The sequence below is a fragment of the Sphingobacterium lactis genome (assembly GCF_051951495.1).
Classification (GTDB): Bacteria; Bacteroidota; Bacteroidia; order Sphingobacteriales; family Sphingobacteriaceae; genus Sphingobacterium; species Sphingobacterium lactis_A.
Genome location: NZ_JBNHAS010000005.1, coordinates 114,679 through 141,348 on the forward strand (window position 1 = coordinate 114,679; position 26,670 = coordinate 141,348).

At 39.1% G+C, this 26,670-nt stretch carries 19 protein-coding genes; 9 read left to right on the forward strand and 10 right to left on the reverse strand.

The window, feature by feature from the left end; all coding sequences use genetic code 11:
• Nucleotides 1–31: 31 nt before the first annotated feature.
• Together ACP6L2_RS15990 and ACP6L2_RS15995 are read right to left on the reverse strand one after the other, a co-directional pair.
• Nucleotides 32–1,690 (reverse strand): RagB/SusD family nutrient uptake outer membrane protein, encoded by a 1,659-nt coding sequence (locus ACP6L2_RS15990; protein WP_440510294.1) that lies wholly within the window; start codon nt 1,688–1,690, stop codon nt 32–34.
• 11 nt (nt 1,691–1,701) lie between these two features.
• A complete protein-coding gene (locus tag ACP6L2_RS15995; protein ID WP_440510295.1) occupies nt 1,702–4,743 on the reverse strand; it encodes a SusC/RagA family TonB-linked outer membrane protein in 3,042 nt (1,013 codons plus the stop codon).
• A gap of 617 nt (nt 4,744–5,360) precedes the next feature.
• Between ACP6L2_RS15995 and ACP6L2_RS16000 the strand changes: the two genes are divergently transcribed.
• Nucleotides 5,361–5,834: a hypothetical protein gene (locus ACP6L2_RS16000; protein WP_440510296.1), complete on the forward strand. Its 474-nt coding sequence runs from the start codon at nt 5,361–5,363 to the stop codon at nt 5,832–5,834.
• 141 nt (nt 5,835–5,975) lie between these two features.
• Here the strand turns inward: ACP6L2_RS16000 and ACP6L2_RS16005 are convergent, their stop codons facing one another.
• The 3 genes from ACP6L2_RS16005 to ACP6L2_RS16015 form a co-directional block, all read right to left on the reverse strand.
• Nucleotides 5,976–7,691 (reverse strand): GMC oxidoreductase, encoded by a 1,716-nt coding sequence (locus ACP6L2_RS16005; RefSeq protein ID WP_440510297.1) that lies wholly within the window; start codon nt 7,689–7,691, stop codon nt 5,976–5,978.
• 3 nt (nt 7,692–7,694) lie between these two features.
• Nucleotides 7,695–8,174 (reverse strand): gluconate 2-dehydrogenase subunit 3 family protein, encoded by a 480-nt coding sequence (locus ACP6L2_RS16010; RefSeq protein ID WP_440510298.1) that lies wholly within the window; start codon nt 8,172–8,174, stop codon nt 7,695–7,697.
• A 61-nt stretch (nt 8,175–8,235) separates the two neighbouring features.
• Entirely contained in the window at nt 8,236–8,886 is a 651-nt protein-coding gene (locus ACP6L2_RS16015; RefSeq protein WP_440510299.1) for an HAD family hydrolase, read from the reverse strand.
• A 684-nt stretch (nt 8,887–9,570) separates the two neighbouring features.
• On the opposite strand from ACP6L2_RS16015, the gene ACP6L2_RS16020 reads away from it, so the two are divergent.
• Genes ACP6L2_RS16020 through ACP6L2_RS16035 form a run of 4 tightly spaced genes read left to right on the forward strand, consistent with a single transcriptional unit; the run spans nt 9,571 to nt 13,906 of the window.
• Entirely contained in the window at nt 9,571–10,182 is a 612-nt protein-coding gene (locus ACP6L2_RS16020; RefSeq protein WP_440510300.1) for a fumarylacetoacetate hydrolase family protein, read from the forward strand.
• Nucleotide 10,183: 1 nt separating this feature from the next.
• A complete protein-coding gene (locus ACP6L2_RS16025; protein WP_440510301.1) occupies nt 10,184–11,905 on the forward strand; it encodes a M23 family metallopeptidase in 1,722 nt (573 codons plus the stop codon).
• Between the two features lie 37 nt (nt 11,906–11,942).
• On the forward strand, nt 11,943–12,407 hold the full coding sequence (gene bcp / locus ACP6L2_RS16030; protein WP_344674981.1) for a thioredoxin-dependent thiol peroxidase: 465 nt from the start codon (nt 11,943–11,945) through the stop codon (nt 12,405–12,407).
• A 29-nt stretch (nt 12,408–12,436) separates the two neighbouring features.
• Nucleotides 12,437–13,906, forward strand: coding sequence for a glycine--tRNA ligase (locus tag ACP6L2_RS16035; RefSeq protein WP_440510302.1), 1,470 nt, complete (start codon nt 12,437–12,439; stop codon nt 13,904–13,906).
• 119 nt (nt 13,907–14,025) lie between these two features.
• On the opposite strand, the gene ACP6L2_RS16040 is transcribed toward ACP6L2_RS16035, so the two are convergent.
• Nucleotides 14,026–15,123, reverse strand: coding sequence for a helix-turn-helix domain-containing protein (locus ACP6L2_RS16040; protein ID WP_440510303.1), 1,098 nt, complete (start codon nt 15,121–15,123; stop codon nt 14,026–14,028).
• Nucleotides 15,124–15,473: 350 nt separating this feature from the next.
• Here ACP6L2_RS16040 and ACP6L2_RS16045 point away from each other — a divergent pair, with 350 nt between their 5' ends.
• The gene (locus tag ACP6L2_RS16045) at nt 15,474–16,715 is read left to right on the forward strand and encodes a CotH kinase family protein (RefSeq protein WP_440510304.1); all 1,242 of its coding nucleotides are present in this window, start codon (nt 15,474–15,476) and stop codon (nt 16,713–16,715) included.
• Nucleotides 16,716–16,779: 64 nt separating this feature from the next.
• Here the strand turns inward: ACP6L2_RS16045 and ACP6L2_RS16050 are convergent, their stop codons facing one another.
• The 3 genes from ACP6L2_RS16050 to ACP6L2_RS16060 form a co-directional block, all read right to left on the reverse strand.
• A complete protein-coding gene (locus ACP6L2_RS16050) occupies nt 16,780–18,264 on the reverse strand; it encodes a hypothetical protein (RefSeq protein ID WP_440510305.1) in 1,485 nt (494 codons plus the stop codon).
• Between the two features lie 152 nt (nt 18,265–18,416).
• A complete protein-coding gene (locus ACP6L2_RS16055; RefSeq protein WP_440510306.1) occupies nt 18,417–20,738 on the reverse strand; it encodes a glycoside hydrolase family 95 protein in 2,322 nt (773 codons plus the stop codon).
• A gap of 15 nt (nt 20,739–20,753) precedes the next feature.
• The gene (locus ACP6L2_RS16060) at nt 20,754–22,655 is read right to left on the reverse strand and encodes an alpha-L-fucosidase (RefSeq protein ID WP_440510307.1); all 1,902 of its coding nucleotides are present in this window, start codon (nt 22,653–22,655) and stop codon (nt 20,754–20,756) included.
• 281 nt (nt 22,656–22,936) lie between these two features.
• On the opposite strand from ACP6L2_RS16060, the gene ACP6L2_RS16065 reads away from it, so the two are divergent.
• Together ACP6L2_RS16065 and ACP6L2_RS16070 are read left to right on the forward strand one after the other, a co-directional pair.
• Nucleotides 22,937–23,227: a hypothetical protein gene (locus tag ACP6L2_RS16065; protein ID WP_344674988.1), complete on the forward strand. Its 291-nt coding sequence runs from the start codon at nt 22,937–22,939 to the stop codon at nt 23,225–23,227.
• A gap of 291 nt (nt 23,228–23,518) precedes the next feature.
• Nucleotides 23,519–24,691, forward strand: a complete 1,173-nt coding sequence (locus ACP6L2_RS16070) for a trans-sulfuration enzyme family protein (RefSeq protein WP_440510308.1) — start codon at nt 23,519–23,521, stop codon at nt 24,689–24,691.
• 83 nt (nt 24,692–24,774) lie between these two features.
• On the opposite strand, the gene tpx is transcribed toward ACP6L2_RS16070, so the two are convergent.
• On the reverse strand, nt 24,775–25,272 hold the full coding sequence (gene tpx / locus ACP6L2_RS16075) for a thiol peroxidase (RefSeq protein ID WP_440510309.1): 498 nt from the start codon (nt 25,270–25,272) through the stop codon (nt 24,775–24,777).
• A gap of 174 nt (nt 25,273–25,446) precedes the next feature.
• Between tpx and ACP6L2_RS16080 the strand changes: the two genes are divergently transcribed.
• Nucleotides 25,447–26,667, forward strand: a complete 1,221-nt coding sequence (locus tag ACP6L2_RS16080) for an OmpP1/FadL family transporter (protein WP_440510310.1) — start codon at nt 25,447–25,449, stop codon at nt 26,665–26,667.
• The last annotated feature ends 3 nt before the right edge of the window (nt 26,668–26,670 follow it).

Sequence of the window (26,670 nt, forward strand, 5' to 3'; positions counted from 1 at the left end):
CCCCACTAAGGTAATATAACAAAGAATAAACCTATCTTCCAGGATATCCTGGATTTTGTTTTAAGTTCGGATTCATAGAGATCTGCTGTTGTGGAATAGCAAATAAAGAACGAAATTCTTCTGTTGGTTTATGATCCCACCAATTTGCTGTATGGAATTTTCCAAAACGAATCAAATCACGACGGCGGAAACCTTCAAATATAAACTCTCGGCCACGTTCTGCCAATAACTCATCCAAGGTTAAATTAGCAGTAGTATATTTCTCTGCTTCCCAATTTGCTGCTGTAAAGGCACGCTTCTTCACCGTATTAACCAGTTCAACAGCCTCGGCAGTCGCTGCACCACCATTCTTACGCAACAAGGCTTCTGCCTTGGCAAAGTAAATCCAGCTTAAGCGGTATATATTCCAATCGGTATTGTTGTAATTGTCGTTCGGACTTACCTTTTCACCATTCACAACTCCGGCAAGAGAATTACCAAGCTTATATTTATTGAATCGAATACCACTATTCTCTTCACCATCACTCATGGTAGAGCTGGTTTTACCTTCCGATTCACGACGGATATAATCGACAAAAGTCAATTGCTTATCCTTATACTCTTCGGAACCCAAAACCGGTGTCGTTCCATCTGCAAACTTCACCATAGGCCCACTCCAAAACCATTCTTTCTTTCTTTGGTCAGCCTCCTTATAGGTCGTGAAAACACCAGGAATCATCACAATACCATTGTTTCCATTTCGTCCACCACCATAAATCTCACGTTGTACGAAATGATAGAATTCTCCAGGAAAACCTGTAGCAAAGTCTGCTGTTTGATAATCATAAGCAACCGATAAAATCACTTCCTTTGAATTATCATTGGTCGGATTATACGAATCCGTAAGGTTGACATCAAGAGCTAATGCTCCATTTTGCCCACCAGTAGACCCTGTGATCAACTTATCCGCAGCAGCTATACAATCATCCCAACGCGCTTGGCCTGACCATTTCTCCGCATTCAAATACAGCTCCACCAACATGGCATAACCACCTGCTTGACTCATTCTTCCCATCATATTGCGACTCAACTTAGGCGCCTTATCCACATTCTCTAAAATCTCCTTCTCAATAAAAGCAAATACTTCCTTTTGGTCGGTGGATTCTGGTAGTGGCTCACTCTCCGACTCTGGAACCGTAGTAGTAATCGGAATACTGCCGAACAAATCCATCAACTTCAAGTAATGAAAAGCACGTAGAAGCTTTAATTCTGCAATAAACTCCGTTTTCTCCGTTTCTGTAATTCCCATGCTCGCCACATCACGCTTCTCTAAGATATCAATTGGACTATTGCATAGACCAACGCCCCAATACATCAATACCCACGCATTATTCAATCCACCCTCATCTACTGTCCAAGTATGGTAGTGCAACCTTTTCCACTTTCCACCATCTTCACCATGTCGACCTTTGGTTGGCCAAGCCAATTGATCAGCGGACAATTCCGAAGGTCTCCACCAACCATCTTGACCCGATGGGCTGACCCAAGCATTCGCATGTGTATACGGCCGTAAAACCGCCGATACTACCTCATTCTTATTTTTATAGAAATCATCAGCTACGATGATGTCATAGGCATTCTCATCCAAGTTGGTACATGATCCAGCTGCAAGTGCTGAGCTGACCAACATTATTTTCAATATATTCTTCATCTTCACTGCGCTTAAAATCCAAAATTAACCCCAAATAAAAAGGATCTCGTATTCGGGTATGGTCCTCTACTATCAATACCCAAACGCTGTCCATTAATCTCATTTCCCAATCCCGTATCCAATACGAAATCTGGATCATTGCCCGAATATCCTGTAATGGTCACTAGATTCTGCCCGGTAACATAAAGTCGAAGATTCTTGAAATAAGCACTGTTCTTTAGGTCAAAACGATAACCCAGAGTCACCTCATCAATTTTGAAATGACTACCGCTTTCCAGATAATAATCGGAATACATGTAGGTATCGTTTATTTCATTGTATTTGGTAAAGGCATCACGAAGCAAGTTCCCTGTCCATACCTTGTTACCATAAGAAAGTGCGGTGGTATTTAGGATATCGTAATCAAATTTCCCGCGCATAAAGATTCTCAGGTCGAAATTCTTATATGTGAAATCATTGGTCCAGGAAACATAGTATCTTGGAACAGCATGTCCCAATACCTGCATATCGCTGTTCTCCATATCATCCCTAGAGTTATTGATGACATCATTACGAACAGCCTCTCCAGCACGATTGTAGAACAACCACTTTCCTTCTTCATCAAAACCAGCGAATTTCTTACCGAAGAATTCACCCACCTCTCGTCCTTCATAGGTCGTAAATGCATCGCCTAAATCTCCAGCACCACCGATCGATCCAAAGGTTTTATATTTTACTGTGAACACATCGTTGGAATAAGAATTCATGATGTTTCTTAAGGTGGAAGCTGTAAAGTCCATACTCCACTTAAAGTTCTCCTTATTGATCGCTTGATAACCTAATGCCAATTCAATACCTTTTGAAGACATGGTACCCACATTGGAGTAAATATTATTACGGATAAAAGGTGGCTGAGGAGTAATATAAGTATCCAACAAATCCACTGTTTTACGTTGGAATACATCTAGGGAACCTGTCAGCTTACTATTGAACAAGGTAAAATCTAAACCAATATTCGTTTCTTTCTTAGTTTCCCAACGCAAGTTTGGGTTTGGATTTCGGTCTGGTCCATAAGTTTCCCGATAAACTTCATCAGGAAATAAATATTTCCCTCCTCCACCTAAGGTCAAACGCGATGCATTGTTCGCAAATCCAGTATTACCAGTAACCCCATAACCAGCACGTAGTTTCAAGAAGTTAATCCAAGAAACATCCTGCATAAACTCCTCATTGGAAATGTTCCAACCAGCAGAGATGGAAGGGAAATTACCCCATTTATTATTCGCTCCAAATTTTGAAGACCCCTCATGACGGAGGATAGCTTGAATCATATACTTATCATCAAGCGTATAGTTCACCCGTCCAAAAAAGGCAATTAGGGTATTGTCGTTTTTCCAACTATCCAAATTGGCGCGTCCATCCCGTAATGCCTGACCTTCGGAAAGGTTGTCTTCATGGAAATTATCGTTAATAAATCCTCGGTTGTCGGCACTCTGCCCTTCTTCCATCTCATAGCGGTAACTATAACCTGCTAGAGCTGTTAAATTATGTCGCTCAGCAATGAGCTTCGTATAGGTCAATGTAGGCTCAAATGCATAACGTTGATTTAAGAAATTGGACTTTGAGGCATAGCCACCTCCAGGATAATCCGAATCCTCCAAAGACGACTCACTATTCAGCTGTCGGTAAGATCCATCGATATAATTGTTTCGTTGGATGGAACCAAATGCGCTAAATTTCAACCCATCATAGATGTCGAAATCCACCTTTCCATCGATAGAGGATGTCTGTTGTTTTCGATAAGAGGTTTCTGTAAATAAACGAGCAAACTCATTGGTGCTCGTTTCTTCATAAAAATAGCTGCCGTCCTCATTATAATTGGAAAAGGTCGGATTCTTTGTTGCCTCACTCTCCCATCCTCCACCGCCCAATAAATTGGCATGATTGGTATTGGTCGCCATGTTCAATTGAAAATTCAAACGATCATCAAATGCCTTTTGGTTTAAGTTCATTCTGACCGTATATTCCTTTCGCCCATTTTCCTTAGCTATTCCCTCTAGGTTTCTATAATTGACACTACCGCGATAAGTGGTACCTTCAGAGCCACCCGAAAGTGAGAGGTTATGGTTATGTGAAAAATTATCGTGGTTCACCAACTCATCGAAGAAATCAGTAGAAAATCCTTTATCAGGACTCTTGATGGCACCTTCGGCGATCTTTTGACGGAATTCATCAGCAGTCAGAAAATCAGGTCTATTGAACAGAAAATCCTTTCTGAAGTAACTGGAATAATTGACTTGAGGCTTTCCTGGTTTCCCTTTTTTGGTGGTAATTAAAATTACCCCTGCATTCGCGGATGTACCATAGATAGCTGCACCTGAACCATCTTTCAATACATCGATGGACTCAATATCATCCTGCTGCAGTAAATCCGGATTACCACCAGGGATACCATCGATAACAAATAAGGGACTTGCACTTCCTGTAACGGAAATTGCACCACGAATCTGTGTCGCCACGCCTGTGTTTGGATTAGAACCACTTCGGGATACTTGTAATCCGGCAACTTTACCTTGAATTAAATCCAAGGGGTTCCGGGCACCACTTTGACGAAATTGCTCAGCATCCACGTGCGCAACGGAAGAGGTTACTTCTTTTAACTTTTGGGTACCATAGCCCACCACCACCACAGCTTCAATTTCTTCTTCATTGGAAACTAAGTTGATGTTTACAAGGCTAGATTGAACGGTAATGCTTTGAGTTTTGTAACCCAGGTAAGTGACTTCAAGGACATCGCCATTATTAGCTGCGATGGAAAATTTTCCCGCTTCATCCGATTGTACGGCTGCTTCCTTTCCTTTGACTTTAATGGTTACTCCCGCCAGGGCTTCCCCAGTGGAACTGTTCTTAACAGTTCCTGTTACGGTTTGCTGTTCCTGTTGCTGCACTTGCTCCCGGGGAGGCTGTGTTTGGGCATGAACGGCGCCGTAACTGCAGGCTAGTAATGCAAAGCACAATATGCTCCCACGTACAAAGCCTGCTCGATTTGTTTGTTTGCTGTAATAGTTCGGCATGTTAATTAACGTTAATTAGTATATATTCAAAAGGTGTATTCGCAATAAGATTTCTTACTAAAACGGTTTAGTTTATAGACAAGAAGTGTATCATATTAGTTACAGTAAATATTAAAACGTGAGGAAATTGACATTTATTGCCTTAAAGAATGGATTTCGGTCAAAAGAATTAGAAAATCAGACCTCATTAGAGGAAGATTTAACCTAAAAAAAGAGCCTTAAAATGCTGTTTAAAGTAAAAGGGATTAGCAAGCTGTTGTATATTATTTTAAGAAAAAAACATAGGAAAGTTTAAAGAAATTAACAAAAAAAAAGCTGATCATAAAGCACCTTGAAACTTAAAAGACGCTATTAAAAAAATGCCGTATTGTTTATAATATTTTCCCAAAACAGATAAAAATATAGCCAATTATTAAAAATAAACAACATATATTTGCTTTAAATTATAAGCACTAATAATTATTATTTCCTAAAAAATGAAATACAATTCCAAATTGTTGCAAATAGACGCAACAGCAAAAAAGCTACTTACTTGTTTTCCAACCTATAGACCAGTATCAGTAGTTTAGCTGCATTCCAGACTTTACCAATTATTAGAAATAGAACTAATTACGAATATGAAAAAATACGTTACTTTATTTTTCTTGGGGCTAGGATTAACTTCTTATGCTCAAACCAAACAAAATGCCATTTCTCTCTATGTAGACATGAATGTAGAAGCAGAATATTTCACTTTTTATGGGCTATCCTACCAAAGGTTTTTAGCACCAAATCATGGTTTACAAGTATATACAGGATTCTCTTGGCAAGAAAACTATTCCTTAGGCGTAGATTACACCTACAACAAAAATATCCTATCGGAATACCTATCTGTATTTGCAGGAGTTGGTGTAGGCATGGAACATCATTCTGAAAATTCTATCTTAGGAGTAAATAATTACTACCTCTTTAGACCGCAATTAGGCCTAGGTTTCCAAATACCTACCACCAATTTTGGAATTTTCGGAGCCTACAAACCAAAATTCGATCTAAAGACATACGATACTTTTGATAGTTCATCGATTACATTCGGTGTAAAATATAATTTCTAATCAAAAAGGGGCTATTCTGCATAGCCCCTCTTAATTTGATATACCATCGATTCTTCTCTTAAATCAGAGGGTTGGTATAATATATTCCTTTTTGGATTTCCTCATCATGATTTAACCCAAAAATCCAATCACTTTTCTATCCTACAAATTGCCTTTTTTAATTTCTTGGATGGCGTGATCCACCGCACGAGCAGCAAATGCCATATAGGTTAAAGAAGGATTCTGTGTAGAAGTAGACGTCATACAGGCGCCATCGGTCACAAACACATTTGGACAAGCATGCAATTGGTGCCATTTGTTCAACATGGAAGTTTTTGGATCCAATCCCATACGCACACCGCCCATTTCATGGATATCTAATCCTGGAGCTTGATAGGCATCATCACGACGTATATTTTGGAAACCTGCTTTCGTAAACATCTCCTCCATCACATCTAGATAATCCTTCACCATTTTCTTATCGTTATCATCATAGTCCACCGAAACCTTAAGTTGAGGAATGCCCCAAGGATCCTTCAATGTCGAATCTAGTGTTAAATAACTTGATTCTTTAGGAATCGTCTCCCCCATCATATGGGATCCTACAGCCCAATTTCCGTATATAGGATTTAAGATCGAATCCTTAAGTTCCTTTCCCATTCCCGACTCATTGGCGTTTTGCATGCGGTATGCTCCAAAACCTGCAGCATAGCCACGCAGGAAATCCATCTCTTGCTTATGCAAGTTTCGGAAGCGAGGAATATATCCACCTCCTGCAGGGCTGCGCCCATCTGTTGTATAATCTAAAAACCCTTCATACTCGGCATAGATGCGAGCACTATAATTATGAAAAGCAAAATATTTACCCAAGGTACCACTATCATTTCCCAGTCCATTAGGAAAACGTTGCGACTTGGAATTCAGTAAAATCAAATTCGAATTGATGGCAGCAGCATTCAAGAAAATAACCTTCGCATAAAAGTCCATTTCTTCCTTGGTTTCATTGTCGATCACGCGAACACCGACCGCCTTTCCTTTCGTTTCATCGTATAGAATGGAATGAACGACTGAATGCGGGCGCAGGGTAAGATTACCCGTCTTTGCCGCCCAAGGAATGGTTGATGCATTCGAGCTAAAGTATCCTCCAAATGGACAGCCACGTTGGCATAAGGTACGATTCTGACATTTCACACGTCCTTGATCTAAATGGATCTGCTTAGGTTCAGATAGGTGCGCACAACGCGCAGAAATCAATTTCCTACCTGGAAAATTGCCTTCCACCTGCTCCTTAAAATACTTCTCAACAATGTTTAGGGGATAGCCTGGCAAGAATTCACCATCCGGCAATTCCGGTAAACCATCCTTATCGCCCGCAATACCTGCAAAGCGCTCCACATGGTCGTACCAAGGTTTTAAATCAGCGTAGCGTATCGGCCAATCTACCGCGAATCCATCTCGGGCAGGACCTTCAAAATCAAAGTCAGACCAGCGTTGGGTTTGTCTAGCCCAAAGCAAGGACTTCCCACCAACCTGATAACCACGAATCCAATCAAAAGGCTTTTCCTGCACATAAGGGTGTTCCTTATCCTTCACAAAAAAGTGTGCGGCATCTTCATGAAAAGCATAACAGCGGTTCACAATCGGAGCTTCTTTCTTCACGGCATAAGGCATCTCGTTTCGATGCTCAAATTCCCAAGGGTATAAATTGGTCGTCGGATAATCCTTAATGTGCTTAACATCACGTCCTCTTTCCAACAACAATGTTTTCACTCCTTTCTCACAGAGTTCTTTTGCTGCCCAACCCCCAGAAATACCTGAACCAATCACAATGGCCTCATAAGTTCTATTCTTTTCCGAATCTACATTGATATTTGCCATTGCTTAAGCTTTTATTTTTAATGCCCCGTTATAACGTCCAGGTACCAGTTCATAAATCAATTTATTCTTCATGACGTATTCCGAATTTTTATAGCCTTGTATACAACGGCTTTTCAAAATCTTAAAAAACACATCATCCTTCGGCAAGGATTTCAGGTAAGCACTGATTTCATCAGCCGATTTTCCTTTATATTTTTCTGCTTGTTTCAATCCGGCAAGAAATGCTTCTTGATCCTCAGGGGAGGTACAATCATCCAGCATTTTCATCACAAAGAGATGAAGATTGAGTTCCCTAGCTCCGGGGCTATCGGTTTTCGGGATTAAGGCTTCCACCAGTTCAGCAAGCAAGTCCTCATCGGACTTGTTTAATTTCACCTGGTTGAGCTGTATGGAGGGAGCTTCGGCCCTAAAGTCACAGGAGGATGCTATCCACATCCCTCCTGCTAAAAGGGCAAACTGTTTTAGCGCTGTCCGTCTATTCATAAGATTCATAATCTAGAAACCTAAAGTACAAATAAAATGAAAAAACTCGAGGCTTTTTAACTTAAAGCAATGAATTTTTTACTTCTGCTAAATCGTTTAATATAACATCTGCATGGGATAAACGTTTCCGCTCTACTTCCTGCTTCGTCACGGCAATACAATACAATCCGGCATTCTTCGCCGACGTACATCCTGTACTGGTATCCTCAATCACTACAATCTCCTCTTTTGGGATATTGAGCTTGTTAACCGCTAGCAAGTAAGGCTCCGGATTTGGCTTCGGTTGCTCTACCAATTCACGTGTAACGAAAAAGGAAAAGTAATCCAATAACTGATGCTCTCCCAGAACAGTTTGAACTGTTGTATTGTAACTAGAAGTCACCAAACCCATGGTAATGCCACGCTCTTTCACGGTCTCCAATAGATCTTTTGCATGAGGCATCAGACGAATTGTTTTCATATTAGCTCGGGCATAACTTGCACGAGTCGAAAACCATAAATCCTCCGCATCCACTTGTAGGTTATACCGTTCTTTTAACATCTCCACATTATCCTGCAAGGTATGTCCAGCAAAATCTCGTATCCAATCTTCAAACGTAATATCCAGACCATAATCTGACAACAAAATTGGCGCCCAGTTACTGAAATAAAAGTATTCTGAGTCGATCAGTGTTCCATCCATGTCGAACAAAACGGCATTAATATTTTTCATGATGCAAAATTAACCAAAACAATATTAACAAACGGTTAATTAAACCTGACTTAACATGGATTTTATGTTAAGTTTCAACTATTTACTTAACATGAATAAACAATAACCCTGGTATACAACCTCGTGTTTTGGTATATATAAGTTTGGGTTTAATTCGAGAACCCTAAGGAATTTCTAAGGATCTGATAGGGATCTTGTTCGGATCTCGTTCGGTCGGAACCGAACGAGATCCGAAGGAGTTCCGAACAAGTTCCGAAGGAGATCCGTAAGAGTCTCGAATCCAACCCCTGTGAGAGACGATGAGAATACAGACAAAAGACGAAAGATTTTAGACTTTTTGGAGGGATAGAATTTATTGAATTTTGGATAGCGGTCGAAGCATGCTTCGACCCTACAGTTTTGGTGGTTAGGGATACTAAAATCACGATTGTTTGTAGGGTCGATGCATGCATCGACCGCCAATTAAATTTATAAACACCATTTCTAATTTAACACGAATTCTATCTTACAGCGAAGCGGTCTCATATCTCACATCTAATAGCGTAGCGATCTAATTCCAGTCAAATACTATCAAAAACTCAATTCCTAGGGTTATGATTTGCCATAAAAGTCCACATTTAGTATGTTTGTTTATCGGGAATCCATTGTGGATTTTACCGATTAGATTATTCTAAACGATTCTATATGAAAGTAATTGCAGTTGGTAGAAATTATGTTGATCATGCGAAGGAGCTTAACAATCCGGTACCTGAGAGCCCGGTAATTTTCATGAAGCCTGATACAGCCATACTGAAAGATAATAAAGATTTTTATTTCCCTGATTTTTCAAAAGACATACATTACGAGGTGGAATTGGTCCTTCGGATTTGTAATGAGGGGAAACATGTTTCCAAGAAATTTGCCCACAAGTATTACGATGCCATCGGTTTAGGAATCGACTTTACAGCTAGGGATATTCAATCTGTCCAAAAGGCAAAGGGTCTTCCATGGGAATTGGCGAAAGCTTTTGACCATTCCGCCGTTATCAGTCCGCTTATCCCGAAAAGTGAATTTGAGGATCCTACCAACTTAAATTTCTCCTTGGCTAAGAATGGCGAAACCGTTCAACGAGGTAATACAAAGGATATGATTTTCGATTATGACAGCTTAATCAGTTTTATATCCCAGTACATCACGCTTCGTAAAGGAGATCTGATTTATACGGGTACACCGGCGGGGGTTGGACCAGTAAGTATTGGCGATAAGTTGGAAGGATTTTTGGAGGAAAAGAGCATGTTTACCTGTCAGATAAAATAATATGATGAAGAGAGCCGGAATTTTATTACTTGCACTAGCTTTAGGTTCGTCGCTATATGCGCAGAACAGTGAGATTATAACATCTAGGAATTATCCGCAGGGATACTTTCGAAATCCATTAAATATTGCAATGGATGCTTCCGGTACATTCGGGGAGTTACGTTCCACCCACTTTCATGCAGGAGATGACTACCGTACGCAACAACGTATAGGCTTACCCCTACATGCTGCTGCAGAAGGCTATGTTTCCCGAGTTCGCGTGCAGATAGGCGGAGGAGGTAATTCGGTTTATATCAACCATCCCAATGGTTTCACAACGGTTTACCTGCATATGGATAGTTTCAACGATGCCTTGACAAACATCGTTCGTGCCGAGCAATATAAGCAGCAACGTTTTGATGTCGATATGGAGCTAAAGGAAGGTCAAGTAAAACTGAGCAAAGGTCAATTTTTTGGGAATGCCGGTAATACTGGTGGATCAGCAGGTCCGCACCTGCACTTTGAAATTCGAGATACCAAGACGCAACGTCCATTAAATACCCAATTGTTTGGCTTAAAATTTACGGATAATTTTAAGCCGACCATCAATGGCATTATGGTTTATGATCTTCAGGACAATTTATTCAATGAGAATACACCAAGAAGAGGACAAAACGTGAAAGCATTAGGTTCTGGACGTTATTCATTAGCTACTGCAGCCCCAATTTCCGTAAACGGAAAATTTGGTCTAGGTATCAACACCAATGACAGGCATCGTGCCGGAGGATTCCAAAACGGCGTTTATTCTATTGAGTTATTCTTGGATGGAAAATCCATATCCATCGTCTTGTTTGAAGAATTGGATTTCAGCACTTCAAGCGCTATCCATGGTTACTTGGACTTTGCAACATATAAGCGTAGCAAAGCCAAAGTGCAGAAAAGTTTTAAAGAGCCTGGAAATCCTATCAATATTTTCAAGCATTTGGACAATGCAGGGATTATGGAACTCAAGGATAATGCAGTACACGATGTAAAATATGTGGTGAAGGATGTACGTGGCAATTGCAGTGAGTTGAATTTTAAGATTCAGAATAATCCATCCTACATACCGAAAGCAAATCCTGTGCAAGGTGAATTGTTTGCTTACAACAAGGATAATAAGTTTACAGCAGATTTTATTCAGGTAGATATTCCAGAAGGTGCCTTATATTCGGATTTGGATTTTAATTACAAACAAAGTCCAGGCACTGCAAAAGCCTATTCACATACGCATCATGTAGGAAGCACCTTTGTTCCCCTATTTTCGACTTACAAATTGAGCATTAAGCCTACTAATCTTCCTATACATTTAGAAAGCAAGGCTTTGATTGCCTCCGTTGAAAATGGAGCTGTAGGTGGAAAATTTGAGAAGGATTGGGTAACAGTGAACACCAAGAATTTTGGTTCTTTTTATGTTGCCGTGGATACCATTGCGCCAATTATTACCCCACGTAATTTCAGTCCTGGAAAAAATGTAAGAAGTCAATCCAAGATTGATTTTACTATTTCCGATAATTTCTCGGGAATCCAGTCTTTCAATGCCTATATCGATGATAAATGGGTATTAATGGAATACGATTCCAAAAACCGCCATATCTGGCATCGTTTCGATCCTAGTTTATCGGCTGGAAATCATAAGTTCCGTTTGGTCGTTAAGGATTGGAAGGACAATGAAAAAGTTTATGAAGCGAATTTTACACGTTAGTACGATTTAGTTCGAGCTATAAAGAAAGGAAAAGAAGATGAGTACATTAGAAGTAGGCGCAAAAGCCCCAGCAATAAAAGCTAAGAATCAGCATGGTGAAACCGTTCAATTAGCTGACTTTAAAGGCAAGAAAGTTATCCTTTATTTTTACCCAAAGGACAATACTCCAGGTTGTACTACGGAAGCCTGCAATTTCAGGGATAATTATCAAGCCTTGTTGAAAGATGGGTTTGAGGTTATCGGTGTGAGTATCGATAGTGAACAGAGTCATCAGAAATTCATTAATAAGTTTGAACTGCCCTTTACCCTATTAGCTGATGAAGATCAGAAGATCGTGAATGACTACGGTGTATGGGTAGAAAAGAACATGTACGGAAAGAAGTATATGGGTACCCATAGGACAACATTTGTCATTGATGAAAAGGGCATTATCCAACATATTATTAAAAAAGTAGACAACAAAAACGCTACCCAACAAATTAGAGACTTAATGGCGAAATAAGTCATACGAATACATTATATTTGCCCCTTATGAGCAAGCAAACAGACGATTTTTTCAAGAATATCATTTCGCATGCGAAGGAATATGGTTTTGTTTTTCCTTCTAGCGAGATCTATGACGGCCTAAGTGCTGTGTATGATTATGGTCAATTGGGTTCGGAGTTAAAGAACAACCTAAAGACGTATTGGTGGAAATCCATGGTTCAGTTGAATGAGAACATTGTGGGCATTGACGCTGCAATTTTCATGCATCCAACGACTTGGAAAGCATCGGGGCACGTGGATGGGTTCAACGATCCGATGATTGACAATAAGGATTCTAAAAAACGTTATCGTGCTGATCAGTTGATCGAGGATAAAATCGATCGTTATGAAAAAGATGGTAAAACAGATAGGGCTGCACAATTACAAAAAGCATTGGATGATGCTTTGAATGCAGACGACTTAGCTGGATTAAAAGTTATCATTGAGGAGCATAACATTGTGTGTCCGATTTCAGGAACTAAAAACTGGACTGATGTACGTCAGTTCAATTTGATGTTTGCTACCCAGATGGGTGCAATGGCTGATGGAGCTGAGCAAGTTTATCTACGTCCGGAAACGGCACAAGGTATTTTTGTGAACTTCTTGAACGTGCAGAAGACAGGACGCATGAAGATTCCTTTCGGTATTGCACAGATCGGTAAAGCCTTCCGTAACGAAGTGATTGCGCGTCAGTTCATCATGCGTATGCGTGAGTTTGAGCAGATGGAATTACAGTTTTTCGTTCGCCCGGGTACCGAAATAGATTGGTACAATAAATGGAAAGAAACCCGTTTAAAATGGCATTTAGCCTTAGGTTCTGACGCTGCAAAATACCGCTACCATGACCACGTGAAATTAGCACATTATGCGAATGCAGCAGTGGATATTGAATACAATTTCCCTTTTGGTTTCAAAGAAGTAGAAGGTATTCACTCCAGAACTGATTTTGACTTAAAACAACATCAGGAATTCTCAGGCAAGAAATTACAGTATTTCGATCCGGAGATTAACCAAAGCTATATCCCTTATGTCGTAGAGACCTCTATCGGTTTGGATCGTTTATTCTTAACGGTACTTGCAAATTGTTTAGTTCAAGAAGATTTATCTACAGAAGAGAAACAAGATGCACGTGTGGTCTTGAAATTCCACCCTGCGATTGCTCCTGTGAAAGCTGCTGTTCTTCCATTGACGAAGAAAGATGGTTTACCAGAAAAAGCAAGAGAGATTATGGCGAAATTGAAGTTGGATTACAACATCCAATACGATGAAAAGGATTCTATCGGTAAACGCTATCGTCGTCAAGATGCTATTGGTACACCTTTCTGTATCACTGTGGATCACCAGACTTTAGAGGATAATACCGTAACTATTCGTCACCGTGACAGCATGGAACAAGAGCGTGTAGCGATTGCTGATCTTGAAAATATCGTTGCAGAACGTGTTAGCATGAGTAACCTATTGAAGCAATTATTATAGGCTTCAATTAATTATAATATTAAAAGCACCTGTTTGGAATGACCAACCAGGTGCTTTTTTATTTGGGGTGAAACAGGTGTTTGAAATATTTATCGTTTCAAGTTGATCTTAAAGCTGAACTAATGACCCTTTAGACTTAAAAATTGTTCTCGTTTTTCACGTAGATGTATGTATGGGCTCCTACCTACTTCCTTCTTAAAGGCTTGAACAAAACTACTGAGGTTCTTAAATCCTAAGTCTAAAGCTAGGCTATGAATGGATTGTCCTTCCTCCAAATAATGCCTTAAATGGTCAAGACAATAACGAATACGCCTGCGTTTCAGGTAATCATTGAAACTACATTCAAAATTGCTTTTAAAGATCTGTTGTATTTCTTTCTTATTCAGTTTCGTTATTCGAACCAGGTCATTCATACCAAAATCAGTACGCAGGAAGTTTTGATCTTTTTCTATGATCTGTTCTAATTTCTCTAAATAGAAACGTTCCTTTTCTTCTTGTTCTAAGGCCTCTCTTTCGGCAAGGTAAAGTCGAATGTATTGTGCATGTTTTACTTGCATAAAGAGCATCTTTAATCGCTTACCATAACGGAAATAAAAGATGATCATGATATTCAACATGATGAAAATCCCTAAAGGGAATTTAAACATCATTCCGAAATGAGATGTTAGTCCTGATGCAATCGCCAAACCTAAAATAAGGACTTTGAGAAGCACCATCAGCAATCCTAGTTTGGCATCTACTGACTTGACTATTTCAGGTAAATCCTTTCTTGCAATCCTTAGCATGAAGAAATCATAAGCTATACTTCCTGCCAATAAAATACTTTGAAAGTTCTGATAGAAAAAATCCAGCATATGATAAACTTCTCCATAAAGCAGTTTTTCGGAAAAACTGACAAATAGAAAATAGTAAACATAAAAAAGGATAAAAGGGAAAAATGCTAATAGAAGCAAGTAAATGGACGTCCTTTGTTCAAACAAAATATTCCTGAGGTACAGGGAGGACAAAGAGGCTATAGAAAGAGCTAATGCACTGTTTAAGAATTGTTGATCTGTACCTATAAAAAACAAGAAAATAAATTGATTCAAGAATACAATGAAAGCAGCAGAGAAAATCATCCTTAAGAAAAAACCACGTTCTTCTCGAAGGCTGCTAATGTTAACATAATATATCCCGATTAAAAGTAGGACTACGGTAAGTATAATCAATATTGACATATAACAAGTATAGCTTTATACTATTAAGTCAATAAAAACGGGAGGTTAATTTATATGCATTTTTTGGGAAATTTGTCGTTTAGAGGTACTTTTTTTACGGTTTTCCATAAAATTCCAGACTAAGCAATTTCCGATTATCCACAAGATCTTTTAGAATTTTGGAAAATGGGTATTCTTTTTATTATTTATTAATAATTTCGGTCCCTTTGCCTTACTGCTCCTTAAAAAGGGATTTTTCTATTTTCCTAAACTCTCATTTTTCATTTTCAATGCTCAGGAAGGACTAATAAGACAATTTTTGTTTTCTCGAGCTCTAATTTTGCTGATTAGAAATAATCAAACCAAAACGCATGAAACATTTACCTATTTATCTAGGTATGCTGACACTAAGCATACTCTTTAACTCTTGTAATAAAGTCGAACCTGACGAGGTTGAACCGATAAAAGAAGAACAAGCAACACTTGATGAAAACGTTAAAGCTATCATTCCTCATATCTATATTCAAATAGCGAATGACGAAGAAGTTGTTGTAAAGGATGTGTACTTATCCGGCGAGGTAGAAATTAAGGGACAGGATATCTACCCAAGCTTGCAAAAGGTCACAACGCGTATCAAAGGTCGTGGGAACAGTACTTGGGGTAAGCCTAAAAAACCTTATCGTTTAAAGCTGGACAAAGCTGCCAGTGTATTGGGATTAACCGCAGCCAAGGATTGGGTATTGTTAGCAAACTATCAAGATTACACTTTTATGTGTAATGCAATCGCGATGAAAATGGGACAGCAATTAGGCATGCCATTTACCAATACTATTATACCAGTAGATGTAACGATCAATGGAAAGTATAGAGGAAGTTACATGTTGACCCAACAGGTTGAAGCTAAAGAGGGACGTGTCAATGTTGGTCCTGATGGACAACTTTTGGAGTTAGACACGAACTTTGATGAGGACTTTCAGTTCAAATCCTCAGGTTGGGATCTTCCAGTGATGATTAAATTCCCAGATATTACCTCTGATGAGCAATTTAACAGCATTAAGAATGGTTATGAGAACTTGGAGCAAATGTTCATTTCCGCTAAATTCCCGAATAACGATTATGGAAAAATATTTGACAAGCAACAGTTTGTGAACTATATCCTGGTGAACAATTTAACAGCAAATTATGAGATCAATCACCCTAAAAGTGTTTACATGCATAAATTAAAGGATGGCAAATACACCATGGGTCCTCTTTGGGATTTTGATTGGGGATTTGGTTTGGAAGAAGAGGGAAGAAAATATTTCAACTTTGAGACGTTGCCATTATTTAAGCCTACAGACGCTCGCTTAGGACATCGTTTCTTTACTCATATCCTAAAGGATCCTGAGGTGAGGCAATTGTATAAACAAACTTGGGAAAACTATAAGGCTAATCATTTCGAGGACCTGATGAACTATATTGAAGAATATGCAGCCAAAATTCGTGAATCGCAAAAGAAAGATTTTGAGATCTGGAAAGTTGGTCCAAACAATCATGCGGAGACCAAGAAAAATATGAAAGTATATTTGCGTAAAAGAGCGCAGTACTTAGACAGTTATTTTAAACAATTATAACATAACAAACGCGGTTCTCCAATATTGGAAACCGCGTTTCTTTTTATCTAAAATACTTTTTAATCTAAAAATTAATAAGCTGGGACTCTCCCCACCTTTCATTCAAGATAGTCTCAAACTTTATGCCTTCTTCACCTGGAGGGTCTAGTCGTCCACGGAAGGTTATCTGCATGTTGTTCCTGGCCATTGCCTTGACATGAAAAGTTCGTGCAACAGTGTTTTTCTTAAACACCTCAATTTTATATTGAATCAGGGTTTCCTTGTTAAGTTTCCCTACGAAATGGTTATATGCGATTTTTCTATTCGCCTCCATATTGCGATTAAAAATAATTGGTTTTACGGTTAGATCCATATTTATAAAGGAACCTTGTTGAAATAAAGGTTGCCAAGACAGGTAACTTTTCTCTGGGGTAATTTGAATTTTTTCAATATCCTTTAATTCCTCCAAATCAGTAAACTCAAAATTAACCTGGTTATATAAACGTTCCAATTTTGCCTTTCGGTTCATGGGTTTTTCTAGATTAAACGTATCAACCAAACCGTATATTTCTCCTTTATAATCTGAAAAATCATGGGATAATTGGAGGTCTTGGAGATTATTAATCTTAGCAGGTAGAATAAGGTCCTTTTCCACATTGGCATAAATTAAAGCCACCTTATACTCTCCCTTTGTCAAGGACACGGAAAACTTCTGTAGGCTATTTTCATCCAAATCCCCAACCAATTCAAATTGTTGAGTTTCGGTGTTAAAGAAATAATATTTCAAGAACTTTTTACGGAGTTTCTCTTCTTTAAGTACCCGGCCATAGAGTCGTACATTATCTGCTCGAGCTGTACTCTGTTCAAAATATCGGTCTAATTTTATCCCATATTTATCGAGTTGAAAATCGAAAGTTATAAAAGCTTCAGCACCATCTAAGATTATATTTGGGAATTCAAAAGACACATTTTGCTTGTCGAAATTTTTCATATTGGGTATTAGCGGGAGCTTAAACCTTTGCACGGTACTTGAGCCTATAGATTTCCGGACAAAAATAGTGAAAAAATCAGGCGCATTTTTATCTATGGCAAAATCAAAAGAAATGGCGCTAATTAAAACAGGTTTTGGAGTTTTGAAATTTAATTCAAAAATAGCCGGTTTAGTGAATTGCTGAGCATAATCGTGGGGATTTTTATTTGTATGGAACCCCGGCACATAACTTAGTACACCCCCAACTCTTCTAAATTGAGCATAATTGTCTTGATGAACAGCAATGTCAGCTTTTATACTTCTGTTATTGTAATTCCAGTAATAAATAATGTCATTTAATACTGGATTTCCACTAGTTAACAAAGTAGTGGCATTGGACTGTCTAGATTGGGGATTATTGGATTTGAAATCTGACATCGGTTTAATGCTGGTTTCAAATCCTTCTAATTCATAGGTTAAGCTGTGTTTGACTTTGGGGCTTACATCTTCTGGCTTAATTAATTTTTTACATTGCATACACATGGTAAGGATCGCGATGCCAAGGAGGAAAACGGCATTTCTAAAGATTGAACGCTTCATAATAAAAATAGTTAATTATCAAATATGGAAATAAATTTAATCTTATTAATTAAATTTATTTCTAAATATAGAAGACTTAACACAAAAATAACCCCATATTAATTTACTTCTCTGTAATTAAAATGGGGTTGAAAATTATTTTTAGTAAAGTCTTAAATTCTTATTTCTTTCTCTTCTTGTAGAATACGGACTTTCACTTTATCGCCTTTTTTGCCTCGAATTTTATAATCGATTACTTGACCGTTCTTCCAAGTAATATCAACGGTGTAGTTTCCGCGGGCTTTCAATCCTTTTACTTGTCCATCTTTCCAAGCGGTTGGGAGTGCTGGGAGCAGGTGAATAAAGCCATCATGGCTTTGAATAAGCATCTCGGCTATACCTGCTGAACCACCAAAATTACCATCAATTTGGAATGGTGGGTGTGCGCAGAATAGATTAGGGTATGTCCCTGCACCAACTCCTGAATAGGTAGTTCCTGTTTTTGTATAGGCAGGCCGCAATAATTGACGTAAGATTTCCAAGGAATGATCTCCATCATGCAGTCTTGCCCAGAATAGTATTTTCCAAGCTCTGGACCATCCTGTTCCTTCATCACCCCGAACCTCTAATGTTTTCTTGGCAGCATCAGCCCAAGCTGGACTGGTAACTGGCGAGATGAAATTCGCAGGATATAATCCGTATAGGTGTGACACATGTCTATGGCGAGGTTCTGTTTCCTCATAGTCCTCTAACCATTCCATAACGCGACCTGATTTACTAACTACCACCGCTGGCGGTAATTTATTTAAGTCTGAACGAAGATCAGAAGCAAAGGAATCCTTATTGGATAAAATACTATCTGCTTTGATTACGGAAAGATACAGTTCTCGTACAATTTGATTATCAATTGTTGGCCCCATTACAACAGAAGCATGTTTTCCATTGGGCATCTTGAAACCATTTTCGGGTGAAACGGATGGCGAGGTTACTAACCATCCTGTTTTTGGATCCTTCACTAAAGTGGCACGATAGAACACTGCAGCTTCTTTTAAGACAGGATAAATATCTTTCAAATAAGCCTTGTCTTGAGTAAACAGGTAGTGATCCCAAAGGTGATTACATAACCAGCCTGAGGCAGTACTGCTTCCCCAAGAGGCATTTTCTCCCGGTGCAGTGTATCCCCAAATATTAGTCATCATATACACTACCCATCCAGGTGCACCATAATAAGCTTGAGCTGTTTTCCGCCCTTCTACGGCTAGATTCTTGATCATGTTGATGAAGGGCTCATGGTACTCAGAAAGATTGCTCACCTCGACTCCCCAGTGGTTCATTTGCGCATTTATATTCAAATGGTAATCCCCATTCCAAGGAGTTTGGATTTGATGAGCCCATAAACCTTGCAGATTTGGTGGCAGTGCTTTTTTCAATTTTGGAGCCGTACTAGAAATACTTAAGTATCGACCAAATTGATAATATAGTGCTGCCAAGCCATTATCTTGTGCAGGGTTCTTGTAGAATGCTGCTAAACGATCGGTAGTTTGCACCTGATCTTTAGGCTGAAGGTCATCCAACTTTAAAGACACCCGATTAAATAATGGCTGATACTTTTTTAAATGTGCTTGGTAAAGCTTCGCAAAGCTGCTTTTCTCCACTTTAGCTATTTCCTTTTGCACATAGCTCAAAGGATCATGATCATAATAGCTGGTCGAGGCAGATATCAGAACTAAGGCTTCATCTGCATCTTTTAAGATAATTTGATTGTCGTGATTGCTGATCTTCCCTCCTTTTTGGACGACTTTGATCTTTGCTGCAAAGCGAAGGCCATTACCTCCCTTACCATCAGGTAAAACACCAGTTATTTCGATTTCATTGTCCTTGATCTTATAATCCGTGATGTTCTCATCCCGATAGAAATGAAGTGCAAATCCAATAGATTTCTTTTTATCTGCTGATAATTTAATCACGCCTACATTCTTGTCAAAAGAAGTCCAGTATTCACGAAGGTATTGGATACCTTTACTTTTAAAAGTGGTTACGGCTTTTGCCTCATAGAGATCTAACCAGCGTTTATATTCAGTAGCTTCTTGCTGCTCGAAATGCAGGAAATTTATCCATCCAAAATTTTGATAGCATCCATAGGGAGCTTTCGCTCCATTTCCGAAAGCTGAGCCCGCACCTACGCAGACAAAGTTTTTGTTAACCAATGCTTCAGCAAGGTTGTTCTTGCCTTGAAACAGCAATTCTTGAATTTCTGGCAGGGCATTTTTTGCTTGATAATTATTTGGATCTTGAGGACCCCCAGACCAGAGCGAGATTTCATTGAGTACAATACTCTCGTCATGGATTTTTCCATTGGGCATAAGTCCGATGGTTCCATTGCCTAAGGGCAAGGATTCTTCCCACTTCTCAGCGGGTTGCTCATACTTAAGCTTCATCTCCTGTGCGTGCACAGCAGAGTAGATCAGGCATAAGCTGATAAGGATTTTTTTCATGGGTTAGGTTTAAGTTTATTTAAGTAAAAAATCGAATTCAGCTACAGAAAATTGCTTATCTCCACTTAGATTTTCGCTAGGTTTAAAGCGAATGTAATGGACTTCTTTTGGGGAACCAAAACTGATGGATTGGGTAATGGCATTTGCCTTTATGTTGGCAAATTCTCCTTGTGCTACTGGACGCCAAGTCTTACCATCTATACTAACTTCCACCCAATATTTTGTGGGGATACCGGAAGTCTTACCATCCTGTCTTGGGGTATATTCCATGCCAGATAGTGTATAGGTTTTATCTAAACGCATCTCCACATATCCAGGAGCACTAAGAGTAGTTTCCCAAAAGGTATGTGGATCATTATCTAAAGCTGCAGGGATATGTTTATCGGCATGAATGATGGTTATAGCTTTCTTGTCTAATTTGTTGGCTGCTGTAGTCCCAAAAGTAAAAGGAGTCTTATCCTCTAGGAATAGAGCAAAATCACTTAAAGTAGGTGCGACAGGTGCAAATAATTTTACACGTAGCTTTTTAGCTTTAACAGGTTGATTTAATTTTATAAGTCGATTAGCTCCAATGCTCGTTGCTTTGGCTAATGGTTTCCACTTAGATTCCTGCCAAACTTCAATCAGGACACTGTCCAATCGTTGTCCTAATTTAATATTCTCTCGCAAACGAATCAGGTCAAACTCTTGCTCTTGCGGTAGTGTAATTTCCAAAGATGGCTGAAGCACTTGGTCATCCGACGCATAATAGCTATAACGATCTTGATCGAATAAGTTTTGTATACCAAATCCCTGATGGTTTTGACGGATATTGCTTGCCTTGGCAGAAGCACCTTCTGCTAGGTTTTTAGCAAATGTCTTTTGTATTTTGTTGCCAAATGCTTTCAAGGAACGGACATCGTTTTCATGTAAGATCCCATCGGGCATAGGTGCCAGACCTAAATTCATTCCTCCACCTCTACCCACTGATTTCAAATAGATTTCGAATAATTGATCAGGGGTTTTCACTTTATTGTCTTGGTCAGCATGATAAAACCAGCCTGGTCTTTGCGGAACATCACATTCAGCAGGAATCCAAAACTTCCCATTTCTATCTCCTGTTGGCAGGTTAGAATCATCTACTTCTCCCGGAACAGGAGTCTTTCCAGTAGTACTTTTAGGTGTGATGGTAGCCCAAGAGGTTTCAGCAGCAAAGCCATGTTCATTTCCTACCCAGCGCATATCTGGACCAACATCGGAAAAGATCATCGCCATAGGTTGCAATTTGCGTACTATAGGCCAGGTTTTCTCAGTCCATTCATAATAGGTGGTCCTATCAATGGTTCGTTTCTCATTCTTTCCACCATAGTAGCCATCTCCCCCATTGGCACCATCGTGCCAAGAGGTAAATAAATTACCATAATTGCTCATCAGCTCGGTAAGTTGCTCACGATAAGCTTCGGCATATGCCGGACTGCCATAACGTGTATCGTTGCGATCCCAAGCAGAAAGATAGACACCAAACTCAAGGCTATTGGCATGAGCGGCTTGCATAAACTCCTTCACCATATCGCCCTTCCCTTCTTTCCAAGGTGAACTAGCTATCGAATATTTGGTTGTTTTTGTAGGCCATAGGCAGAAACCATCATGGTGTTTAGCCACAGAGATAAGTCCTTTAAATCCACCGGCAGCAGCTGCAGCAGCAATCTGATTAGCATTAAAATGCTGCGGATTAAATATGGCTGGATCAGCATCGCCAAATCCCCATTCCTTATTCTGAAATGTCGTCGGTGTATAATGAATCAAGGTATACATCTCCATTTCATGCCACCGCAATTGTCGTTCACTAGGCAAGGCGCCATAAGGAGCTGGTGCAGTTTGTGAAATAGCCAATAATGGACTCAAAAGAAACAAGGAGAAAAGGGTTGATCTGCTCATAAACAATGGAATAAACGGCATTAAGATACATAATATTGAGCTTAAAGGGAAAAATTGCACAGCTTTAAAACCCTTCCAACAGAATTATTACGTTGAAAATGACCAGAGTCAAAATGGTATAATAGCCTAAGCTTTATGCACAGTTAGACCTCTAATGCGCAGTGAAACAGAACTAATATTAAAAATAAATGAAAAATAATTTTGGAAAATAAGAGATATAATTATTTACTTTGTATCTCAAAGTACTTTTAAACGTTTAACAATTAATAAAGAAAAGAGATATGACCATACAAAACCAACGCATCAACCCTGCTTACTTTATCGCAGGTACCCTATTGTTAATTCCAGCAATAGCTATGCAATTTACATCGGAAGTCAACTGGAGTGCATTCGATTTTTTAGTGGCGGGAGTTTTATTATTCGGAACAGCCTTAGGGGTTGATTTGATAAGTAAGCATGTAAAGCCCAAAGGAAAAGCTTGGATATTTATTGGGGTTCTATTGTTACTTATTGCCATCCTTTGGATTGAACTTGCGGTAGGACTATTTGGAAGCCCAATAGCAGGAAGTTAAGAGATTATTTTCTTCCCATAAAACCCAATAATTACCCGAGAGGTAGCATTGGGTTTTATCTTTTTAATAAGCTTCTCAAAGATTACTGATAAGCGATTAATTATAGATAAAAAACAGATTAATGCCTACTAAATAGGTAGTTAAACAGCAGATTGACAACAGTAAGCCGCTATTCAATTGGCTATCAAGAGACTTAAGCAAAGGTTTGCGTAATAAAAACTTTGGATTTGCTCGAAAATTATTCTCTTTACTGTTCCGATTTTTATGGAAAAGTAAATACATTTGTTCATCATGAACAACGAACAATCTAAAATTATCCGAGAACAAGCTCCACGTTCTAATACCAGAGAGCACTCGGTTCCTTTATACTTAACTTCCAGTTTTATTTTTGACAGTGCTGAGCAAGGTCGCGCGGTGTTTGCCGAGGAAGAAGAGGCAATGGTCTACTCTCGTTATGCGAACCCAAATACGACGGAATTTATCAATAAGGTTTGTTTACTAGAAGGTGCAGAAGCAGGTCTAGCCTTTGCTTCAGGTATGGGTGCTGTATTTGCAACCTTTGCTGGTTTCATCGAGCAGGGCGATCATATCGTATCATCACGTGCCATCTTTGGTTCAACCCATCAACTCTTCACTCAATTATTTCCTCGTTGGGGAGTAACCACAACTTATGTGGATGCGATTAATCCTGAGGAATGGGAACAGGCAATTCAGCCCAATACGAAATTTATCTATTTAGAATCACCATCCAATCCTGGATTGGAGCTAGTGGACTTGGAATGGCTAGGTAGCCTAAAACAAAAATATCCAAATATCATCTTCGCCATCGACAATTGCTTTGCAACACCATACTTGCAAAAGCCATTAAAATATGGATTCGATTTATCGATCCACTCTGCTACCAAATACATGGATGGACAAGGTCGTGTATTGGGTGGTGTGGTAGTTGGCAAGAAAGAGTTGATGGATAAATTGATGTTCTTCATTCGACACACTGGACCAGCTATGTCTCCATTCAATGCTTGGGTATTATCAAAAAGTATTGAGACATTAGGATTGCGGATGGATAGACATTGTTCCAATGCTTTAGCTCTAGCTGAGACTTTGGAAAAGCATGCTGAAATTGCTGATGTGAAATATCCATTCCTACCCTCTCACCCACAGTATGACTTGGCAAAGAAACAAATGAAAGCTGGAGGTGGAATTGTGACTATCGAAGTCAAAGGTGGAAAAGAACGCGCATTCAAATTCTTAGATGCCCTGAAAATGATTTTGTATACATCTAATCTTGGAGACTCACGTTCCATTGCTACTCACCCAGGTACTACAACACATTCCAAGTTAAAAGAAGAAGAACGCGAAAAATTAGGAATTCGTCCTGGTACTATCCGTTTGTCTATTGGAATCGAAGACCAAGAAGATATTATTCAAGATATCTTACAAGCTTTGGAAGCGAGTAAATAACAAGACGCTCCATCAAATTATACAACATAAAAAAAGCTGCTTTATCCAAAAAATAAAGCAGCTTTTTCTTTTGTTTTCAGAGCTTATAAAGCAGCAAGTGCTGCATCATAATTTGGCTCTTCTACAGTTTCAGCAACTTGCTCGGTATACTTTACTTTACCATCGGCATCTACTACAACAACCGAACGGCTCAACAATCCTTCCAAAGGACCATCAGTAAATTTAACACCATAAGCATCTGCAAAACCATTGTCTTTAAAATCGGACAAAGTAACTACATTCTCCAATCCTTCTGCAGCACAGAAGCGACTTTGAGCAAAAGGAAGATCTTTGGAAATACACAATACAACGGTATTGTCTAATCCAGAAGCCTTCTCATTAAACTGTCTTACCGATGTCGCACAAACGCCCGTATCGATACTTGGGAAAATATTTAGGATTACTTGTTTTCCTTTAAAATCATTTAGCGATTTCTGTGATAAATCACCGGTTGTTAATGTGAAATCCGGAGCTACATCACCAACTTTTGGGAGATTTCCACTGGTATGCACCGCATTACCTTTAAATGATACTTCAGCCATAATGAACTATTTTTTTAAGTTTCTATAAATCTAAACCAATATACCCTAAAATATGTTTTATAAAAAATGGAATGCTTGAAGATTTAGTAATTTTGACAAAACATATAAATTTTTAACAAAAATTTATTATGTTAGCATACTATTTAACAATTAGAAACGCTAATCAATAATTATATGAAACGATTATTACTCTGTTTACTAGCGGCATCGCCTGTACTAGCCTTTGCACAGGGCTCTCAGGTGAATACGCAAAGTCAAAAAGCGGTTGGAATGGCAGGTGCTGGTTCGGCCCTTTTCATTGACGAAACATCCATTGTTTATAACCCTGGAGCTTTAGCGAAAATGGAAGGTAACGCCATTTCAGTTGGAGCTTCTGCGATTATGTATCGATCGGCATTCCAAGAAGCGGGAAGCCAGGATGTACACCATACGCGCTTTCAAATATCCCCTCCTGTCAGTGTATTTGCAGCCTTTGGTCCTCGTGACTCTTGGTGGAAAGCAGGTATCGGTGTTTACACCCCTTATGGTGGTGGTGTGGACTGGGGAAAAGAATGGCCAGGACGCTTTTCTTTAACGAGCCTGTCTATGCGTTCCTTCTACATTCAACCAACTTTAAGTATTCGATTAAATGATAAATTCAGTGTAGGTGGTGGTTTTGTTTACAATGTTGGTATTGTAGATTTAGGTCGCTCCCTTCCTGTATATGGTTCTGATGGTAGAGAAGGTCATGCAGAATTAAAAGGTACTGGTACGGGTATGGGGTATAATGTGGGTATCCACTACAACCTAGAAGATCAATTTGCCATTTCCTTGAACTACCGCTCTAAGGTAATTACAAAATTAGAAGGTGGAGATGTGACTTTTGATGTTCCTCAGGCTTTAGCAGCGAATTTCCCGAATGGTAAATTTGATGCTGAATTACCTTTACCATCATCTTTCAACGTAGGTATTGCTTTCCCATTATCAGAAAAAGTTAAAACAGCTATTGATGCATCTTTCATCAATTACAGCATCTACAAAGAGTTAGCTTTTGATTATGAGAACAACACACCTGCATTACAAGACACTAGATCAGCTAAAAAGTATGAAAATGCATTTTCAGCTAAGGCAGGTATCAATTACGAAGCTTCCGATAAATTGGAATTACGTGTAGGAGGTGGATATGTTCACACACCAGTAAGAGCAAGTTATGTTTATCCAGAAACACCAGATAACAACCGTTTAATGGCAGCGGGTGGTGTGACTTATAAATTCAACCCTAACTGGCAATTATCAGCAGCATATGTGTTCCAAAAAATCTTAAAGAGAACAACAACCAATGCTGAAACGCAATTGAGAGGTGCATACGAGACCAACATTCATGCTCCTGGAATTTCTATTAGCTACGCTTGGTAAGAC

Bases quoted from the DNA above. Each gene is read 5' to 3' on its own strand.
- ACP6L2_RS15990 (WP_440510294.1), bottom strand. From the start codon at position 1,690: ATGAAGAATATATTGAAAATAATGTTGGTCAGCTCAGCACTTGCAGCT.
- ACP6L2_RS15995 (WP_440510295.1), bottom strand. From the start codon at position 4,743: ATGCCGAACTATTACAGCAAACAAACAAATCGAGCAGGCTTTGTACGT.
- ACP6L2_RS16000 (WP_440510296.1), top strand. From the start codon at position 5,361: ATGAAAAAATACGTTACTTTATTTTTCTTGGGGCTAGGATTAACTTCT.
- ACP6L2_RS16005 (WP_440510297.1), bottom strand. From the start codon at position 7,691: ATGGCAAATATCAATGTAGATTCGGAAAAGAATAGAACTTATGAGGCC.
- ACP6L2_RS16010 (WP_440510298.1), bottom strand. From the start codon at position 8,174: ATGAATAGACGGACAGCGCTAAAACAGTTTGCCCTTTTAGCAGGAGGG.
- ACP6L2_RS16015 (WP_440510299.1), bottom strand. From the start codon at position 8,886: ATGAAAAATATTAATGCCGTTTTGTTCGACATGGATGGAACACTGATC.
- ACP6L2_RS16020 (WP_440510300.1), top strand. From the start codon at position 9,571: ATGAAAGTAATTGCAGTTGGTAGAAATTATGTTGATCATGCGAAGGAG.
- ACP6L2_RS16025 (WP_440510301.1), top strand. From the start codon at position 10,184: ATGATGAAGAGAGCCGGAATTTTATTACTTGCACTAGCTTTAGGTTCG.
- bcp (WP_344674981.1), top strand. From the start codon at position 11,943: ATGAGTACATTAGAAGTAGGCGCAAAAGCCCCAGCAATAAAAGCTAAG.
- ACP6L2_RS16035 (WP_440510302.1), top strand. From the start codon at position 12,437: ATGAGCAAGCAAACAGACGATTTTTTCAAGAATATCATTTCGCATGCG.
- ACP6L2_RS16040 (WP_440510303.1), bottom strand. From the start codon at position 15,123: ATGTCAATATTGATTATACTTACCGTAGTCCTACTTTTAATCGGGATA.
- ACP6L2_RS16045 (WP_440510304.1), top strand. From the start codon at position 15,474: ATGAAACATTTACCTATTTATCTAGGTATGCTGACACTAAGCATACTC.
- ACP6L2_RS16050 (WP_440510305.1), bottom strand. From the start codon at position 18,264: ATGAAGCGTTCAATCTTTAGAAATGCCGTTTTCCTCCTTGGCATCGCG.
- ACP6L2_RS16055 (WP_440510306.1), bottom strand. From the start codon at position 20,738: ATGAAAAAAATCCTTATCAGCTTATGCCTGATCTACTCTGCTGTGCAC.
- ACP6L2_RS16060 (WP_440510307.1), bottom strand. From the start codon at position 22,655: ATGAGCAGATCAACCCTTTTCTCCTTGTTTCTTTTGAGTCCATTATTG.
- ACP6L2_RS16065 (WP_344674988.1), top strand. From the start codon at position 22,937: ATGACCATACAAAACCAACGCATCAACCCTGCTTACTTTATCGCAGGT.
- ACP6L2_RS16070 (WP_440510308.1), top strand. From the start codon at position 23,519: ATGAACAACGAACAATCTAAAATTATCCGAGAACAAGCTCCACGTTCT.
- tpx (WP_440510309.1), bottom strand. From the start codon at position 25,272: ATGGCTGAAGTATCATTTAAAGGTAATGCGGTGCATACCAGTGGAAAT.
- ACP6L2_RS16080 (WP_440510310.1), top strand. From the start codon at position 25,447: ATGAAACGATTATTACTCTGTTTACTAGCGGCATCGCCTGTACTAGCC.